At 36.0% G+C, this 18,051-nt stretch carries 17 protein-coding genes and 2 pseudogenes; 16 read left to right on the top strand and 3 right to left on the bottom strand.

All coding sequences use genetic code 11. The annotated features are described in order from the left end of the window. Nucleotides 1-418 precede the first annotated feature (418 nt). The 10 genes from rpmF to NOX90_RS04995 all read left to right on the top strand — a co-directional run bounded on the left by rpmF (nt 419) and on the right by NOX90_RS04995 (nt 8,016). Nucleotides 419-601 carry a 50S ribosomal protein L32 gene (gene rpmF, locus NOX90_RS05040; RefSeq protein WP_065094662.1) on the top strand — a complete coding sequence of 61 codons (183 nt, stop codon included), beginning with the start codon at nt 419-421 and terminating at the stop codon, nt 599-601. Between the two features lie 10 nt (nt 602-611). Next, complete coding sequence (gene plsX, locus NOX90_RS05035; RefSeq protein WP_375604610.1) at nt 612-1,649, top strand: phosphate acyltransferase PlsX; 1,038 nt, start codon at nt 612-614, stop codon at nt 1,647-1,649. Next, complete coding sequence (locus tag NOX90_RS05030; protein WP_375603773.1) at nt 1,642-2,598, top strand: beta-ketoacyl-ACP synthase III; 957 nt, start codon at nt 1,642-1,644, stop codon at nt 2,596-2,598. The genes plsX and NOX90_RS05030 overlap by 8 nt, the downstream gene beginning before the upstream one ends. A 545-nt stretch (nt 2,599-3,143) precedes the next feature. Next, entirely contained in the window at nt 3,144-3,323 is a 180-nt protein-coding gene (locus NOX90_RS05025; RefSeq protein WP_375603772.1) for a hypothetical protein, read from the top strand. A 41-nt stretch (nt 3,324-3,364) separates the two neighbouring features. After that, entirely contained in the window at nt 3,365-3,730 is a 366-nt protein-coding gene (locus NOX90_RS05020) for a transposase (protein WP_375603639.1), read from the top strand. Then, complete coding sequence (locus tag NOX90_RS05015; protein ID WP_375604575.1) at nt 3,673-4,131, top strand: transposase; 459 nt, start codon at nt 3,673-3,675, stop codon at nt 4,129-4,131. Before NOX90_RS05020 ends, NOX90_RS05015 begins: the two co-directional genes overlap by 58 nt. 2 nt (nt 4,132-4,133) lie before the next feature. Then, nucleotides 4,134-5,450, top strand: a complete 1,317-nt coding sequence (locus tag NOX90_RS05010) for a hypothetical protein (protein ID WP_375603771.1) — start codon at nt 4,134-4,136, stop codon at nt 5,448-5,450. 131 nt (nt 5,451-5,581) lie between these two features. Then, a complete protein-coding gene (locus NOX90_RS07385; RefSeq protein WP_410543686.1) occupies nt 5,582-5,782 on the top strand; it encodes a hypothetical protein in 201 nt (66 codons plus the stop codon). Between the two features lie 92 nt (nt 5,783-5,874). Continuing rightward, nucleotides 5,875-7,041 carry an aspartate kinase gene (locus NOX90_RS05000; protein WP_375603769.1) on the top strand — a complete coding sequence of 389 codons (1,167 nt, stop codon included), beginning with the start codon at nt 5,875-5,877 and terminating at the stop codon, nt 7,039-7,041. 207 nt (nt 7,042-7,248) lie between these two features. Then, a complete protein-coding gene (locus NOX90_RS04995; RefSeq protein ID WP_375603768.1) occupies nt 7,249-8,016 on the top strand; it encodes an IS5 family transposase in 768 nt (255 codons plus the stop codon). Between the two features lie 127 nt (nt 8,017-8,143). Here the strand turns inward: NOX90_RS04995 and NOX90_RS04990 are convergent, their stop codons facing one another. Then, nucleotides 8,144-10,075, bottom strand: a complete 1,932-nt coding sequence (locus tag NOX90_RS04990; RefSeq protein WP_375603767.1) for a hypothetical protein — start codon at nt 10,073-10,075, stop codon at nt 8,144-8,146. A gap of 224 nt (nt 10,076-10,299) precedes the next feature. Between NOX90_RS04990 and nuoE the strand changes: the two genes are divergently transcribed. The 3 genes from nuoE (at nt 10,300) to NOX90_RS04975 (ending at nt 14,035) form a co-directional block, all read left to right on the top strand. Next, nucleotides 10,300-10,800 carry an NADH-quinone oxidoreductase subunit NuoE gene (gene nuoE / locus NOX90_RS04985; RefSeq protein WP_375603766.1) on the top strand — a complete coding sequence of 167 codons (501 nt, stop codon included), beginning with the start codon at nt 10,300-10,302 and terminating at the stop codon, nt 10,798-10,800. After that, a complete protein-coding gene (gene tgt, locus NOX90_RS04980; RefSeq protein ID WP_375603765.1) occupies nt 10,801-12,018 on the top strand; it encodes a tRNA guanosine(34) transglycosylase Tgt in 1,218 nt (405 codons plus the stop codon). It abuts the gene before it with no gap. A gap of 769 nt (nt 12,019-12,787) precedes the next feature. Further along, nucleotides 12,788-14,035, top strand: a complete 1,248-nt coding sequence (locus NOX90_RS04975) for an IscS subfamily cysteine desulfurase (RefSeq protein WP_250296067.1) — start codon at nt 12,788-12,790, stop codon at nt 14,033-14,035. 54 nt (nt 14,036-14,089) lie between these two features. Here the strand turns inward: NOX90_RS04975 and NOX90_RS04970 are convergent. Beyond that, nucleotides 14,090-14,563: pseudogene (locus NOX90_RS04970) on the bottom strand (Rpn family recombination-promoting nuclease/putative transposase); the annotation flags it as partial. Between the two features lie 53 nt (nt 14,564-14,616). Between NOX90_RS04970 and NOX90_RS04965 the strand changes: the two are divergent. Continuing rightward, nucleotides 14,617-15,384: an IS5 family transposase gene (locus NOX90_RS04965; protein ID WP_375603764.1), complete on the top strand. Its 768-nt coding sequence runs from the start codon at nt 14,617-14,619 to the stop codon at nt 15,382-15,384. 14 nt (nt 15,385-15,398) lie between these two features. Here NOX90_RS04965 and NOX90_RS04960 read toward each other — a convergent pair. Continuing rightward, nucleotides 15,399-15,821 (bottom strand): annotated as a pseudogene (locus NOX90_RS04960) (Rpn family recombination-promoting nuclease/putative transposase); the annotation flags it as partial. 456 nt (nt 15,822-16,277) lie between these two features. On the opposite strand from NOX90_RS04960, the gene NOX90_RS04955 reads away from it, so the two are divergent. Next, nucleotides 16,278-16,700, top strand: a complete 423-nt coding sequence (locus NOX90_RS04955; protein ID WP_375603763.1) for a hypothetical protein — start codon at nt 16,278-16,280, stop codon at nt 16,698-16,700. 49 nt (nt 16,701-16,749) lie between these two features. Then, nucleotides 16,750-17,919, top strand: coding sequence for an IS4 family transposase (locus NOX90_RS04950; protein WP_253303197.1), 1,170 nt, complete (start codon nt 16,750-16,752; stop codon nt 17,917-17,919). The last annotated feature ends 132 nt before the right edge of the window (nt 17,920-18,051 follow it).

Below are 18,051 nucleotides of genomic sequence, written 5' to 3'. Positions count from 1 at the left end.
GTCATACCGCCACGGTATCCACAACTGTACGAACGTTGTAGTTTGNGGATTCCCACCAGTGGGCCAGTGCCCAGACACTGGGATCCAGCTTCTATGCAACTTAATTAAAAACGTTTGTTTTAGCGTAAGACACCTACCTTTAGCTCATCAGCTCAGTTATAAGCAAAATNTCTGGATTCCAGACTGGAATGACATCATCTGTTGTGCAATTTACCTTCAAAAATGAATGTTCGTACAACTATGCGCGGTATAGATTCCGCTAACAAGTAGCGGAATGACGGTTTTTCAAATTGTAGAGCCACTTTAGCTATAGAACTCAATTACATAAGCAAACCTTACTTATTTTACTATCCCTGTTTACTTCCTGTAAAAAACATGTTACTAATGTATTGTATTTTGTAGTAGAATGGAGGAAATTTTGGCAGTTCCAAAAAGAAAAAAGTCAAAGTCAAGGCGTAATATGCATCGTTCTCATCATGCTATTCAGCCTAAGAATATTGTGGTGTGTTCAACAACTGGGGAATTCATGTTGCCTCATAACGTGGCAGTTGATGGCAGTTACAAAGGAAAACGGGTTTTCATTAAGCAACAGGCAGAATGACTATTATGGTATGTTATCTACAGTTAATAATAATATAGTTATTGCACTTGACGCTATGGGGGGCGATTTTGCGCCTCTTTCCGTAATTCAGGGTGCTGTTTTTTTTTTGGATAATCTTGTTGACCCAGGCATTAAAGTTTTTTTTCATATTTATGGAGATAAGGAAGAAGTATCTCCTTTGCTTTCAAAATACAAAAAAGTAAGCAATAATTCTGAGTTTACTCATTGTTCTGACAATGTCCTTGCAAATGATAAGCCATCTTTTGCACTGAGGCATCGTAAAGACTCAAGTATGAAAGCTGCAATTGTTGCAGTGAAAGAAGGTAAAGCTTTTGGAGTGGTGTCTTCAGGCAACACCGGGGCGTTGATGGCAATTTCCAGATTTATTTTAGGAACATTACCAAACATTTATCGTCCTGCTATTGCCTCTATCTGTCCAACTAAGACAAAAAGCTTTGCTTTGCTTGACCTTGGTGCAAATGTCGATTGTAATGCCGACTCATTATTTCAATTTGCATTAATGGGAAATATATTTGCAAAAGTAGCAANNAAAATTGATAATCCTGAAGTTGCTTTGCTAAATATCGGCACAGAAGAAGTTAAAGGTAATGACTCAGTGCGCGGCGCTTTTGAGTTGCTTAAAAACGCTCCAGGCATTAATTTCAAAGGGTATATAGAGGCAAGTGAATTTTTAGAGGGCAATATAGATGTGATTGTTGCTGATGGTTTTGTTGGCAATGTAATGCTCAAAACAGCTGAGGCAACCGCTAATACTTTTATCAATCTAATAAAGCAGGAAGTACTGAGCTCATGGGCAACAAAGATGCTTGTTGGTATGTTGTTAAAATCCAAACTAAATAGAGCTTTAACACGTTTTAATCCCAAAATTAGAAGTGGAGCTATGTTTTTAGGGCTGAATGGTATCATCATTAAAAGTCATGGAAATTCTGATGCTATTTCTTTTGCCCATGCCATAAAATTTGCAGTAAATGCAATTAGTGAAAATTTAAATCAAAAGATAATTAACGGGGTAAGTCATATTGAATAAAAGTTTCATATTAAGCACTGGATCTTACCTACCAAGAAAAACGTTGAGTAACAACGAAATTGCATCGATAGTTGAGACGAGCGATGAATGGATAAGGCAGAGAACAGGAATAGTTCAAAGGCATATAGCAGATGAAGGAGAGTTAACGTCAGACTTAGCTGTAAATGCAGCAAGAAATGCTATAGAAAAAGCTAAAATTTCAGTAGATGAAATTGATTTAATCATAGTTGCCACAACAACGCCTGATAAAACTTTTCCTAGCTGTGCAACGATTGTACAAAGTAAGCTAAAATGTAAAAACGCATTTGCTTTTGATGTACAAGCAGTATGCTCTGGTTTTATATATGCAGTTACAGTTGCTGATTCGCTCATAAAATCTAACAATAGAATTAAATATGCACTAGTTATAGGTGCTGAAATAATGTCTAGGATTGTTGATTGGGAAGATAGGTCAACTTGTGTACTCTTTGGTGATGGTGCTGGTGCAGTGGTGATGAAATCAGAACTGGGTAGAAGCGGCATCATATCAACAAACTTACACTCTGATGGCAATGTGGACATACTATGTACGAACGGAGGGGTATCCTCTACTGGTGATTCTGGAAAAATATGCATGAATGGAAGAGAAGTGTTTAAACATGCAGTGGATAAGTTAACAGCCTTAATAGAGGAAACCCTGAAATGCAATAATTTAAAAATTACTGATATTGACTGGCTCATTCCCCATCAAGCAAATATTCGTATTATTGAAGCAGTAGTAAAGAAGTTAGATTTCCCTATAGAGAAAGTGATTAATACCGTTGATCAACATGCAAATACCTCAGCGGCATCAATCCCACTAGCACTTGATTATGCAATACAAAAATCAAAAATAAAATTAGAAAACCTGGCACTGCTGATTTCAATAGGTGCAGGACTAACCTGGGGTTCCGTGTTGCTGCGTTATTAGACTTCCTGCATTACCTCCAACATCACAGGTTGCACCCATAAGGCACAGCCCATAACTGTACGAACACTGAGATATAAGAGCAATTTGTATCAAGAAAAAAGATGTCATCTCAGTAACCTCCTTTTTTTGTCATCCAAGTAGCCGACACTGAAATCCAGGAAACTTAACTTTACACCAGGTAATAAGAGCTTATCCGCAAACCAGTAAATTCAAAAATATTCCCTCTGCAACATAACCTTACTCATAGCTAAATATATAAAATTTTCAGTAGATGTTATAAGCAAATCATACTTTGGAACTGTACATCTAAGCGCCATATGGAGCAAGGCTAATTGGAAGCATAAAAATTCCAGAGCCAATTTGGCTACTAATCACTAAGGCAAAAATAGCCCAAAAACCTATTTTGTTTGACACAATAACTTTTATCTGAATAGATTAACAATATAACCTAAGCTCAGAAATTTCAATCGATCTTTATAAAAACTTGCATTTTTTTCAATTTATTCCTAAAATAAATTATATTAACAGATTATTAAGAGGGGGTTATGAATCCGGGGTTAAAAAGATTTTTAGTTGTTTGTAGGTATGGTTTATTAGTTGGTGCTGCTGTTTGTGCTATTATTGGAGCAGTTCTTTTATCTGAATATTTACTTAATATCTTTATTAATGCACTTTATGCATTCCTTCTTGCTAAAACTTCAAGTGAGAGCATGTCTTCAAACTAAGTAGAAAGGAGTTAAGAAGTGTGTTATAAGATATATTTTAAATGTACCCAAGCGATATAAGTGACAAAGAATGGAAGATGATAGAGCAATATTTTGAACCTAAAAAGACCGGCAGACCAAGAAAACACAGTATCAGAACGATTATCGATGCAATAAGGTATGTGATGAGAACAGGCTGTCAATGGAGACAACTACCTAAGAATTTTCCACCATGGAAAACCGTGTATAGTTGTAATTCGCGTTTAAAAAAAAGTGGAATATGGCAAGAAATTCATGATTTTCTAGTTAAAAAACTAAGAAAGATAATTGGTAAGAATGAAACTCCATCAGTAGGAATAATTGACAGTCAATCAGTAAAAACCACTCAAAAAGGGGATCCAGAGGATATGATGCTGGCAAGAAAGTAAAGGGTAGAAAACGCCACATCGTTGTAGATACTCTAGGTCTTGTAATTGCTGCTGAAGTACACAGTGCAAGCATTCAAGATCGTGATGGTGCACTAAATCTTTTTGTTCAAGCCAAATGCAAAGCTCCAACATTACGTAAGTTTTTTGCTGATCAAGGATATACAGGTAAATTGCAAAACCGCTGTTTATTGGAAACTGGATGTTTGTTGACGATTACCAAGAAAGTAGTTGATACAGGATTTCAGGTTATTCCTAAACGTTGGATTGTTGAGAGAACCTTTGCTTGGCTCTCCAATTTTAGACGTATGAGTAAGGATTATGAGCATTCTCCTCTCACTTCAAAAAATAACATCTTTTTTAATATGATCACTATTATGCTTCACAAATTAGCTCATTCTTGAGTTTGAAGACATGCTCTGAGGCATTAGCTGTTTTTGGAACACTTGCAATTTTTCTTGCTGCCTGTGTTGCATGCTACGGACTGCATAAGCTCTGTTCTATTTTTACAGAAAAGATTACAAGCAGCTATCAATCTTTCAAAAATGAAAATAGTGATGATGATATTTTTTCTGAAGTATATAATGACCCAACAATAGGGTTGAAAGATAAGATTCTATTTTTCTCTATATATTTAATATATTGCATTCAATTACCATTTGTGTACTGTGCATCGAAAATATCTGCCCTTAATGGGTTGCTGCTACTGAACATTAACGGAAGGATACCAGGTATTAACATATTTCTTGTGCTTATCAATACTATATTATTAATCCCAGTGGCACTTCTTGAGTTAATAAAGTATCCATTGATAAAGCTCTTCTCACCTTTGGGTTTGAATGTACAGCAACTTAGCTTCTTGTTTAATGTAAGTGATGTAGGTACTGGCAATCAGAATGTTCATACTAGAAGTTTTGAGCAAAGCGTTATTGAGTGTGCCAAAAAATTAAAGGAAGAATATGGTACTCCGTCAAATGAGCTGGATGAAGAGTTTAAAAGTTATATAAGCGGGTTAACAAATCAGCAAAAAGAACTGATAGCACCTTATTTGAACCTAGATGGTTATAGAGAAGGAGGATGGGTAAGGTGGGTAGATTCTAAAACTGGATTGACATTAACTCAGGCTATAAATTTAGTTTTAATTGCAGCAAGAAAGCAAAATGCAGATGTAGAGTTGTTGAAATCCATATTGCAGGTTCGTTTTGAGGAAAGTAATCGCCAGTGTGGTCCTGGAATGCTTAATCGTATCATTTATGCATTAAGTGGCCTTGAAGCAGAAAATAATTTTGCAGCTCAATTAGAGCCTCAGATAATAGGAGAGTTGGCCGGTAATGCTACTAAAAGATTTCTTGAGAAATATGTGGATAAGCACTACTATAAGATAAAAGTTTTGAAAGAAAATTTTGATGATTTGTATTCACCAAGTTCTGAAGTGGATTTGAGCAACGTGAGTGATGAAGTAAAGGACGGCATTTCTTATACAAGAGATGCTATAAAAGAATTCGTGTTTAAGGAATTATATGTAAAGTTTTATAACGACTATGGGGAGCATATTCAGAGAGGGCAGATAAAACAAAGGTTAAGGGAGTTAATAACGGATGAAGTCGTAGACGCGGCAATATATTCTAAAATAGATGAAATAGAAATCCCTGCAGAACCACCTACTTATCTTGAAAGAGTAAAAGCATTTTTTGGAGGTCATGCAAGGTCTTCTGCTGCTTAGTGGTTTAATTCGTGCTATATAGTTAAAGTGGCTTAGATTTACTGACAATTTTAAAACAACAAATTCGTCATTCCGCTACTAGTTAGCGGAATCTATACCGCGCNNATCCATAGCTGTACGAACATTGTGATTTGAGAGCAATTTCCACAAGGGAGGATGTCATTCCAGCGCTTGGCACTGGAATCCAGCCTTTATTATGCAGCCACTTGGTTGAAATTAAGTCTTCTGGATCCCAGTGTCTAGGCACTGGGATGACACCATTTGCTGTGCAATTTACCTTCAAAAATGAATGTTCGTACAGCTATGGAATGAATCGTGGTATGACGCGTTAGCTATAGCTTTGTCCTCCCTTTTCTAAATGGCTTGCAAGCTGCTATCTCTACAAAAACTATATTTTTCTTCAGAAGAGAGTTATATTGTAACTATGGACAAAATAATCATAAAAAAATTTGGTGGGACTTCGCTAACTGATTTAAACCGAGTTGCAAATTTGATAAAAAACGATATTGAGAAAGGTTGTAATGTAATCGTTGTTGTATCTGCTGTTGCAGGATTTACTGACCAAATGGCTTTTCAGGCTAGACAAATCTCAAATTTAAGTTGCAGACAAGAGTTATCAGAGTATGACGTTATGCTTTCAGCAGGAGAGCAAATCTCTTGCGGTCTATTAGCTATCACTCTCCAATCGATCGGAGTTAATGCTAAATCATGGCTTGCCTGGCAGTTACCAATTGTAACTGATGATTTTTATTCTGAGTCTAAAATAAAAACAATAAAGATTGAACGTGTGAAAAGATCTTTTGCTGAGGGTTATACTGCTGCGATCATCGCTGGTTTTCAGGGTATAAATGATGATAGAATCACTACTTTTGGAAGAGGAGGCTCTGATATATCAGCAGTTGCCTTCGCGATAGCCTTTGGTGTTAGAGCTTGCGAAATTTTTACTGATATTGATGGAATATATACAGCAGACCCGAAAATTGTTCCAAAGGCACGCAAGCTCAAATTTATCTCTTACGATGAAATGTTGGAAATGTCGTCATCTGGTGCTAAAATACTGCATAATCGTTCAGTACAACTTGCAATGAAACATAACATTAAAGTGCAAGTGCTATCCACTTTTAAGGAAGTAGAAGGCACCACAGTACTACACAAAAGGGATGTACTAGAGAGATACTTAATTACTGGAATAACTTATAGCACTAATGAAGCTCTTGTAACTTTCACTAACCTTGCAAATAACTTGCGTACTTTAAGAGATATAGCAGGAGCAAACGTTAAAATTGATATGATACATGGGTCAAGTTTTGTTATCTCCAAATTTGATATTGATTTAATGGAAAAGTTACTGAATAAGAATGAAAATTATGCTATAAACGATAATGTAGCTAAAATTTCAATAATTGGTATTGGTGTTATGTCTAACACTGAAGTGATGCACCGCACACTCAAGGTTTTAAGCGAAAAAAAGGTAGAAATACTTGCTATCACAACATCTGAAATCAAAATCAGTATAATTGTTCAAAAAGAATACGTTGTAGCTTTAGTCAAAGATTTACATACTGAGTATGAGCTTGATATGCAGTACTAAATAGGCTTGACGTCTATAACTGTACGAGCAACGCTAGAATGACAACTTATACCAAGTCTCATTATTAACAAATCAAATTGAGCTTAGTTCTGGTGAATATGAATGTAGATATATAAATTGTTTATTCTGCAGTCGGAATTGGTATTAGAGCATGTCTTCAAACTAAGTAGAAAGGAGTTAAGAAGTGTGTTATAAGATATATTTTAAATGTACCCAAGCGATATAAGTGACAAAGAATGGAAGATGATAGAGCAATATTTTGAACCTAAAAAGACCGGCAGACCAAGAAAACACAGTATCAGAACGATTATCGATGCAATAAGGTATGTGATGAGAACAGGCTGTCAATGGAGACAACTACCTAAGAATTTTCCACCATGGAAAACCGTGTATAGTTGTAATTCGCGTTTAAAAAAAAGTGGAATATGGCAAGAAATTCATGATTTTCTAGTTAAAAAACTAAGAAAGATAATTGGTAAGAATGAAACTCCATCAGTAGGAATAATTGACAGTCAATCAGTAAAAACCACTCAAAAAGGGNGATCCAGAGGATATGATGCTGGCAAGAAAGTAAAGGGTAGAAAACGCCACATCGTTGTAGATACTCTAGGTCTTGTAATTGCTGCTGAAGTACACAGTGCAAGCATTCAAGATCGTGATGGTGCACTAAATCTTTTTGTTCAAGCCAAATGCAAAGCTCCAACATTACGTAAGTTTTTTGCTGATCAAGGATATACAGGTAAATTGCAAAACCGCTGTTTATTGGAAACTGGATGTTTGTTGACGATTACCAAGAAAGTAGTTGATACAGGATTTCAGGTTATTCCTAAACGTTGGATTGTTGAGAGAACCTTTGCTTGGCTCTCCAATTTTAGACGTATGAGTAAGGATTATGAGCATTCTCCTCTCACTTCAAAAAATAACATCTTTTTTAATATGATCACTATTATGCTTCACAAATTAGCTCATTCTTGAGTTTGAAGACATGCTCTAACAGTCTACATATTAAAAACATTTAGACAAATAGCTAAAGGTGATATTCTGGCACATCATCGCTATCCCAAGATAAGCTTTTTTCACTTTTAGACTCCATTTCAGTTAGTCAAGAGCCTGGTCCACTGCTCGAAGACGATGAGCTACTTCTTGATCGACTACTACTTTCTACTGATATACTATTTAGCACTGTTTCAGATTGATATATAGTTCGCATTCTATCACCAGTGGTAAAAATTTCTTCATCGCTACTTGAAGATGATCGCCTTCTATAACCCAAATCAGTTAGTTCTAACACAGGAGCAGCATTACGCCCCTTAACATATCTATATGCTATGAATCCTATAATTCCAACAATACCTATTGCTCCAACCAAAGATCCCCCTATCATTCCTGCCCTATTAGACCCTATAGCAAGTTGAGTAGGCTGTGGTGAAGAAGTAGATTGAGAAAATAAAGTTGTAGTGAACATAGGAGTTGTCAACTCCCTTGTTCTAGTACTCGGCATAGTAGACACTGTTTGTGTAGTTCTCTCTGAGCTTGTTGTTGGCACAGTTGGCTCCACTGTTACTGTGCTTGTTTGAGTCGTTGACTCTGTTGAAGGTTTATTCATCGTAGAAGTCGACGCAACGGCTTCTGTTGTTGGCTCCACTGTTACTGTGCTTGTTTGAGCCGTTGAAGGTTTACTCATTGTAGAAGTAGGTGCAACGGTAGTTGATGCTTCTGTCGTTAATTTGGTAGTCTTCACAGTGTCGGTTTCTGCTGTACTAGCAATTGCAGCAGTCGGCGTTTTCTTAGAAGTCACAACCGTTTCTGTAATAGTTACAGGAGCCACGGTACTACTAGAAATAATATCTGGCGTTAATCGACCGTTAATGATATTAACAAAATCACTGAGAGTTTTGATGCTATTTGCCGGTATTATTGTTACCTTGGAAGGTTTTTCAAATCTTTGATGATTGCAAATTGTGATGTTTCCTTCACTTATTGCAGTTACAATAAAACTGTCTTGACCATTGTCTTTAACGTACAATTGCTTTATAGAATCTTCAAATTCGCAAACAGTAAAGTCCGATTTTGATCCATTCTTAACAAGACTTGTTAAATGTAACGTTTGTTTATTAGGCGACCGGCCTTCTGCAAGAAAAGCAACTAGATCACCACCTTCAACATACTGCAAAAAGCTTATTTCATGTTCTCTAGAAAGAGATAGTGCTTTATTATCTCTTTGACCTTTTCCATTACCAAGTAAAAAGCCATTAACTCCCTTTCCATCCCTCAGACCCTGAATCACTTTAGCCATATCGAACTTAAAAACATTTGTTCTTACTTCTTGATTTTCAATACTATTTTTTCTCACTTGCGAATAAAGTATCGTATTTTCATCTAGTACTAATTGCCCTGGATTATCAAATTTGAGTAATTTTCTTTCTATGGTGTGTTTTGCTCCAGGTAAAGCTCTGAACTTTCCATTCGTGTCTGATTGTAAATACCAAGAAACTAAAGCTTGATCCTTTAAGTTATGAGCGATTACAATGACATTACCATTACCAACTTTTACTGCTTTTGGTTGAAAGTAACTATTGCCCACATTTGCAGGACTACCATTATTAATATTCTTTTGTAATTTCCTTTTATCTAAATGTTCAACTGAAGGTACGTTGATTGATTGCTTGATTCCGTAAGTGTGAAAAGATAAACCTTTAACGTATTTNTCTCCTTCTTCGCCAATTCCCTCTTCAGGAAAGATAACTCCAACTTTATCTATTTCAGCTGAATCTTCTATTAATGTGAGAGATAATTGATCTTTGAATTCATTTGCTACGCTGATATTTGTACCCCATTCGTATGTTTTTGATTGATATAATGGACTAATAAGTAATTTTACTTTACTGCTCCCATTACCATTATCTTGATAGCTGAGTCCATAAGCGACTCCATCTCCTTCAATCAACCCTACGTTTGCTGGGTTAAAACCTATCGCCTCTTTAACTTCCAGTGTACTTGAGTTGATTCCGAGCAGTCTTCTTAATATAGACATAATTTTATTTAAAATATTAATAAAATGCTATTATGATTACTCCTGTGTGTTAATGTCAATGAAAATTTTAACTAAAATTAAAAAATTAATATAATGTTTTATACTAAAAGGTAAATATAAGCTTGAAGAGGGCTAAAAAGCTTTATGCTATTTCTCAAAAAACCAACAATTGCAATCATTGGTTCTACAGGTATAATCCGTTAAAGTTTACACGAGTCTCACGAATGACAGAAAAAGAAAAGCAGTTTAGTTTTACATCAGAAAACCTCAAGAAAGCAGGAAAGTTTATAGAGATGTATCCTAAAGGTAGAGAAGGTAGTGCTGTTATGCCTTTACTATATCTGGTTCAAGAGCAATGCGGATGGGTTTCTGAACCTGCTATGCGTTACGTTGCTGATATGCTGCATATTCAACATATTCGTGTATATGAAGTGGCAAATTTCTACACCATGTATAATTTAAAACCAGTAGGTAAATATCTAATACAAATTTGTAGAACAACCNCCTGCTGGTTATGCAGTAGCGAAAAAGTTTTAAATACCTTTAAAGAGAAACTTGGAATCAATATCGGTGAGACTACTAAAGATAATTTGTTCACTTTAAAAGAAGTTGAATGTCTCGGTGCATGCATTAATGCTCCCGTTGTGCAGATTAATAATGACTTCTATGAAAATCTTACTCCTGAGAAAGTAGAAAACATCATAGCAGAACTTTCAGGCAAATAGATGAAAGAAGAATTTGCATTTAAGATAATCAAGCAATCAGGTTCTGCAAGAGTTGGAACGATCAAAACTCCAAATGGAAGTATAGAAACACCAGCTTTTATATTCTGTGCAACAAAAGCTGCAATTAAAGCTGTAGATACCGAAAGAATAAGTGAAGCAGGTACCCAAATCATACTTTCCAACACCTATCACCTAATGCTTCAACCAGGAGAGAATACTGTTGCAAAACTTGGTGGTTTGCACAAGATGATGGGATGGAATGGGCCAATGCTCACTGACTCAGGTGGATATCAGATATTTAGTTTAGGCCACGGATCTGTTTCAGAAGAGATAAAAGGAATAAGAAAAAAACAAAAAACTTTGATCAAAATTAACGAGGATGGGGCAATTTTCCGTTCTTACATTAATGGTAAAACTTATTGCTTAACCCCTGAAAAATCTATACAAATTCAACAAAAATTAGGTGCAGATTTAATCCTAGTTTTAGATGAATGCACTCCATTTCACGTAAGCAAAGAGTACACAGCAAAATCAATGCTCATGAGCCACAGATGGGCTGAACGTTCTTTAAATGAATTTGAAAAAAACAATAATGGCAAGCAAGCGCTATATGGAATTAGTCAAGGCGGAATATATCACGATTTACGTAGAGAAAGTTGTGATTTTATCAACGATTTGCCATTTTTTGGTCAAGCAATAGGTGGATCACTTGGTCAAAGTAAAGAGCAGATGTACGATGTAGTTTCTTTCATTATGGACCACCTAAAAAAAGACAAGCCTACTCATTTGCTTGGTATTGGTGGGATTGTGGACATCTTTCGCGGAGTAAGTCTTGGAATTGACACGTTTGATTGTGTGCATCCAACCCGCTTAGCAAGGCATGGTGGTGCGCTTATTAAAGTAAAAAATAGAGATTCTATTTCTTCAAAGTGCAAAGAGCATATTAATTTGCGGAATCAACAATTCGAGCTAGACGATAACCCAATTGAAAGTGACTGTTTATGTTTTACCTGCAGAAAACATTCAAGAGCTTATATACACCATTTACTGAAAGCTAAAGAGCTTCTGGCTTACACGCTCGTTACCATTCACAACATTTTTTTCATGAATAAGTTAATGGCATCAATAAGGCAGGCAATATTGGATGATAGGCTAGATCAGGAGAAAAATAATTGGATTAGTGAAATACCATTGCACTTTGATTTGGCCTCTCTTTAAGTCTTTTCTTCATTAGACTTCTTGCATAATCATATAACAAACTTTGATTGGGAATAGAAACGAAAAAACTTCCTTGACAAACTCCGCCAGCGCCCTTATCATGAAACTGAAGCTATTTATTTATCTTCTCTGTACAGGTTAAATGACAAAAAAACTCACGTATCTGGCGTCTTATTTTTAATTTTTTGCACTATGTGCACCTTATGTCTTCATCAATATTCTAGCTATATAAGCTGAAACGCGCTTATAAAGCATTTAAAACATAAAAAAACGCCAACTTAAAAAATGGATAGTGAATAACTAGCTACCCTAGGGTTTCTTTTGCCTTTTTTTCTGTTTAGTAAATTTCTTAAACATTTATGACTAAAGGTTAGTTGCATTAAAAAGCAGCTAAATCGCGGTTATTAAGCGTTTAGAATAAAAAAACGCCATACTTGAAAGTATAATGTAAGTAATTAGCCAACCACGGGGCTTCTTTTGCCTTTTTTTCCGTTTGGTAAATTTCTTAATATTTATACGGAAGGTAGTGCGTGACACTGGGATCTAGCCTTTATTATTTGGTTGTCTTCTGGATCCCAATGTCAGCTACTTTCATGACATCATCGTAAAGTGAACCAGTGTCAGCTACTTGCATGACACCGTCATAAAGGAACCAGCGTCATACACACATCCCTTTGGTGATAATGTTTGTTGATGCAAGATTATACCTTGAAAAAATTAAATTTTAGTGCTATTAAATAGTTGTAAATTTTGTCTCTGTGGTAGCTTTATGAATGTTGAAAGTAAAAAAATACATGATACTAAAATAAAATTACCAATATTTCTTGATTATCAATCTACTACTAAAGTAGATCCCCGTGTTTTAGAGGTGATGATACCTTACTTTGGTGAGTTCAGTAATGCACACTCTCGCAGCCATTCATTTGGTTGGACTGCTGAAGAAGCAGTGGAAAAAGCAAGGAAACACATCGCTGATCTGGTGAACGCAGATAGCAAAGAAATTATCTTTACCTCAGGTGCAACTGAGTCAAATAATGCGGCAATCAAGGGCGTTGCTCACTTTTATAAAAATAAAGGAAATCATATAATAACTGTCTGCACGGAGCATAAGTGTGTTCTGGATTCTTGTCGGCATCTGGAAAATGAAGGCTTTAAAGTTACATATTTGCCTGTTAAGCAAAACGGAATTATAGATTTATCAAAGCTTGAGGAAGCAATTACTGATAAAACAATCCTGGTTTCAGTGATGATGGTAAATAATGAAATCGGAGTAATTCAGCCTGTAAAGGAGATTGGTGAAATATGCAGGAAGCGTAATATATTCTTCCATACAGATGCAGCTCAAAGCTTTGGAAAAGTTCCAATTGATGTTAATGAGATGTGCATTGATCTCATGAGTCTCTCTAGCCACAAAATTTATGGACCTATGGGAATAGGTGCATTATATGTCCGTAGAAAGAATCCTCGTGTTAGGCTGATACCGCTAATTAGTGGTGGTGGACAGGAAAGAGGCATGCGCTCTGGCACAGTTCCAACTCCCCTTGCAGTCGGTTTTGGTGAAGCGGCACGTATTGCTAGAGAAGAAATGAAAAAAGAAACAACTAGAGTGGAAGAATTAAGGGATATTTTGTATAATAAGATAAAAGAAGCGTTTCCTGATATCGTTTTAAATGGTGATTATGAAAATAGAATTCCTGGCAACCTAAACTTGAGCTTTCCCTATGTTGAGGGTGAGTCTCTCATCATGGCAATCAAGGATTTAGCAGTAAGTTCTGGTTCTGCGTGCACGTCTGCGTCTCTTGAGCCTTCCTATGTCGTACGGTCGCTAAATAATGGCCATGACCTTGAGCATTCATCAATTAGATTTGGCCTAGGTCGATTTACAACTAAAGAAGAAGTTTTGTACGCAGCAGATCTTGTTGCTAAAAATGTTGGCCGACTGAGAGAAATGAGCCCACTTTGGGAGATGGTACAAGAAGGAGTAGATTTGAACACCGTGAAATGGGACTCTCATTAAATGTATCCATTCCAATTGCAAATGCACTTTGAAATTACTCTGTACCGTTCACACTTAATTCTGCAATTCTTTGATCTCACTCATGGAGAGGCCAGTAAACTTGACAATAGTGTTAACATCAACATTATTAGCCAGCATTGCTTTTGCGACTTCAATTTTCCCTTCAATTTTCCCTTCCTCTTTACCAATTTTTTTGCCTTTTTCAGTAGCAAGGTCAAGTCTGTATTCAAGAATGACTTCTTCCTTACGTAGATCCATTATTCTTTCTTCATACGCTACTAAATCTTTTTCATTCCAGCTAAACCTGTCTAATTCATCGTAGGCTAACTTTATTATTGGTGCTTTTTCTGCTATTTTCCTTAAGTCTTCTTCCGTAGTTTCATCTGCATATTTGAAGAAAAATAACCAACGATCCACTATGCTTTCTAGCTGTTCTTCCTTATTCTTAGGAAATTTAGGTAGTTCAATAAATACAAATTGAAAATCTTTTAAGTCATGCTCATTGGTTTTCTCATCTCTTAGAGCATGTCTTCAAACTAAGTAGAAAGGAGTTAAGAAGTGTGTTATAAGATATATTTTAAATGTACCCAAGCGATATAAGTGACAAAGAATGGAAGATGATAGAGCAATATTTTGAACCTAAAAAGACCGGCAGACCAAGAAAACACAGTATCAGAACGATTATCGATGCAATAAGGTATGTGATGAGAACAGGCTGTCAATGGAGACAACTACCTAAGAATTTTCCACCATGGAAAACCGTGTATAGTTGTAATTCGCGTTTAAAAAAAAGTGGAATATGGCAAGAAATTCATGATTTTCTAGTTAAAAAACTAAGAAAGATAATTGGTAAGAATGAAACTCCATCAGTAGGAATAATTGACAGTCAATCAGTAAAAACCACTCAAAAAGGGGATCCAGAGGATATGATGNCTGGCAAGAAAGTAAAGGGTAGAAAACGCCACATCGTTGTAGATACTCTAGGTCTTGTAATTGCTGCTGAAGTACACAGTGCAAGCATTCAAGATCGTGATGGTGCACTAAATCTTTTTGTTCAAGCCAAATGCAAAGCTCCAACATTACGTAAGTTTTTTGCTGATCAAGGATATACAGGTAAATTGCAAAACCGCTGTTTATTGGAAACTGGATGTTTGTTGACGATTACCAAGAAAGTAGTTGATACAGGATTTCAGGTTATTCCTAAACGTTGGATTGTTGAGAGAACCTTTGCTTGGCTCTCCAATTTTAGACGTATGAGTAAGGATTATGAGCATTCTCCTCTCACTTCAAAAAATAACATCTTTTTTAATATGATCACTATTATGCTTCACAAATTAGCTCATTCTTGAGTTTGAAGACATGCTCTTATAGTGTGGCTGGATATATAATCAAGCTTATCAGGAAATAAATTACAATTAGAGATAGCAATAAAGAAAACCTTCTTTAAATCAATGTACTTACCAGATTTATCAGCTTGCCTTGAGTAAGCATTAGCAGCATATAGTTGAGCTCGTTTTTCGAAGCCTTTATCGCGAGTGAGCTGCATTTCAATCACATACCTGGCCCCACTAGAATCCCTGCAAAGAACATCAACTATACTTTGTCTATCAGAGGCAGTTTCAGCATCCATGATAGTGCTGAGAAATTCTATTTCTTCTATTTCATCTTTGCCAGTGAAGTCCAATATATCATTGAGAAAGTGAATGAGAGTATCTTTGTTTTTTTCAGTACCAAGTGCGTCCAGAGAAGGTGAGTATTGTTCAGTAGGAGATAGACCTACCAGGATAAAAGTCGGAATCCTGTAGCTTGGGTAGCAGCATGGAGGGAAACCAAAATGTTGAAGCCTACCGACAACATTATCGTAGGATAATGGCGAATTACCAGGCCGTAGCGAAAGCGAATACACAGATTGCCTCGAAAGAAATATTCTGAAGGTCGAGCCATCTTGGTACTGGCGAAGACAGAATAGACCAGACGAAAAACGAATGAAACGATTGGTCTACTTCAGCGGGGTGTTAGTAACGGCATGGCAATGAGGACATACAAAGCAACTGGAGAAGCCCTCCTCATCCCAAGGAGAAATACCTTGGAGAGATAGGTTCTATAACTGGAAAACAGGAAGTGAACCGAAGATGAGAGGGTGGCGGATGGGTGCGTAGTAGTGAAGAAGTGAGGCAACGCTCATGGAGCAAAGGCACCCTGCTAGTAGAAATCTTTTAACAAAAGGAAGGTAAAGGTAAAAATGATAAAAATGCCAATAAAATTACAAGACCTGAGAAGAAAGATATATATCAAAGCGAAAGCAGAACCGGAATGGCGATTCTGGGGAATCTATGTTCACGTCTGCAAGATGGAGACACTGGAAGAAGCATATAAACTAACAAAGAAGAGTAATGGGGCACCAGGAATAGATGGGATGACATTCGAATCGATAGAGGCAGAAGGCTTAGAAAAGTATCTTCAACAAATAAGACACGAACTAATAACCAAGACCTATAGCCCAAATAGGAACCGGAGGAAGGAAATACCAAAATCTGGAGGAAAATTCAGAAAGTTGAACATACCCTGCATCCGGGATAGAATAGTGCAAACAGCACTGAAGCTAATACTTGAACCGATATTCGAATCAGACTTCCAAAAAGGATCATACGGATATAGACCATAAGTGTTGAAAGTAACACAAAAAAGACATAAAGAACTATTATTGCAAGAAAATGGAGGCAATAATGGATCAAATAGAAAGAGTACTAAATTTAATAAAAGATGAGGATTTAGAAAGGCTAGGAAAATTAAGTGAAGTAGATAAATGTAATACTAAATTGTTGGGCAAGATTATATTTAAAGGTCTAATGAAGTTAATATTAATGGGGCAAAAAACAAGCCTAAGAGCGCTAGAAATGGTAATAAACAGGTGTATAATGGATAAGAATAGCGATAAAAGTACAGTAACATACAGTGGTTTGTCAAAAAGGTTAAAAGTTATAAATCCAGAATATTTTAAGGGAGTATATATTGATTTGATGAGCAAGATTAAAAAGCTATTACCCCAAAAAACATCAAATAACTTACATAAGTTTGATTCGACGATCATAAATTTATCGGGATATCTCATAAAAGATGGGCTAAAAATAGGCGGTAAAAGTAACGACAGTCAAGTTAAAGTGAGTGTAGGATTAAAGGATCAATTGCCGACAAGTATAAGATTTTGTAAAGGACAAGAAGAAAGTAGTGAAGATATAGCATTAGTGAGAGCAATTAATGAAGCTAAAGTTGAAAAAGAGGATATTTTATTATTTGATAGAGGAATCAGAAAAGTTGGAACTTTTGCCGAATTTGATGAAAAGGAGTACAAATTTATCACAAGAGTTAAAGTGGGAAGAAAACATGATGTTATAAGCAGGAACAAAGTTATAAGAGAACAAAAATCGGATGGATCAGAGATTTTAGAAGATATAATAGTTAATCTTTATCGTGCACGAGGTAAAGTGGCAGAAAAGCATGATCTACGGCTAATAAAAATCAGAAATAAAATTGGAGATGAAATATGGTTTTTGACAAACTTGTTTGAAATGCCAGCTTATGAAGTAACAGAGCTATATAGGCGCAGATGGGATATAGAAGTGTTCTTTAAATTTATAAAGCAAAATCTTGGATATAAGCACTTTTTAAGCCATACTATGAATGGCATGAAGGTGTATATTTACATGATTATTATTACGGCTTTGTTATTTCTTGTTTATAAAATCAAAAATAATCTACATGGGTTCAAAATAGCATTACTGCAATTCACATTGGATCTAAATGACTCTTTTATACGTTCGATTGTTTTACTGTCGGGAGGTAATTTACATGCCGTTGATCATCTCATATCACGTTATTTTTGATACTTTCAACACTTATGGGCCAAAGTCCCTGACCCTGAAAGCACTGGTGTTAGTTTTTCTCATCCATTGTAAATATTGTACCGTACTATCCACTTGATCATCGTGGCGAGTTTCTGGGAACATTAAAATCTC

This window comes from Wolbachia endosymbiont of Anurida maritima (assembly GCF_042182995.1).
GTDB lineage: Bacteria > Pseudomonadota > Alphaproteobacteria > Rickettsiales > Anaplasmataceae > Wolbachia.
This window is presented reverse-complemented; position numbering and strand designations above follow the sequence as displayed.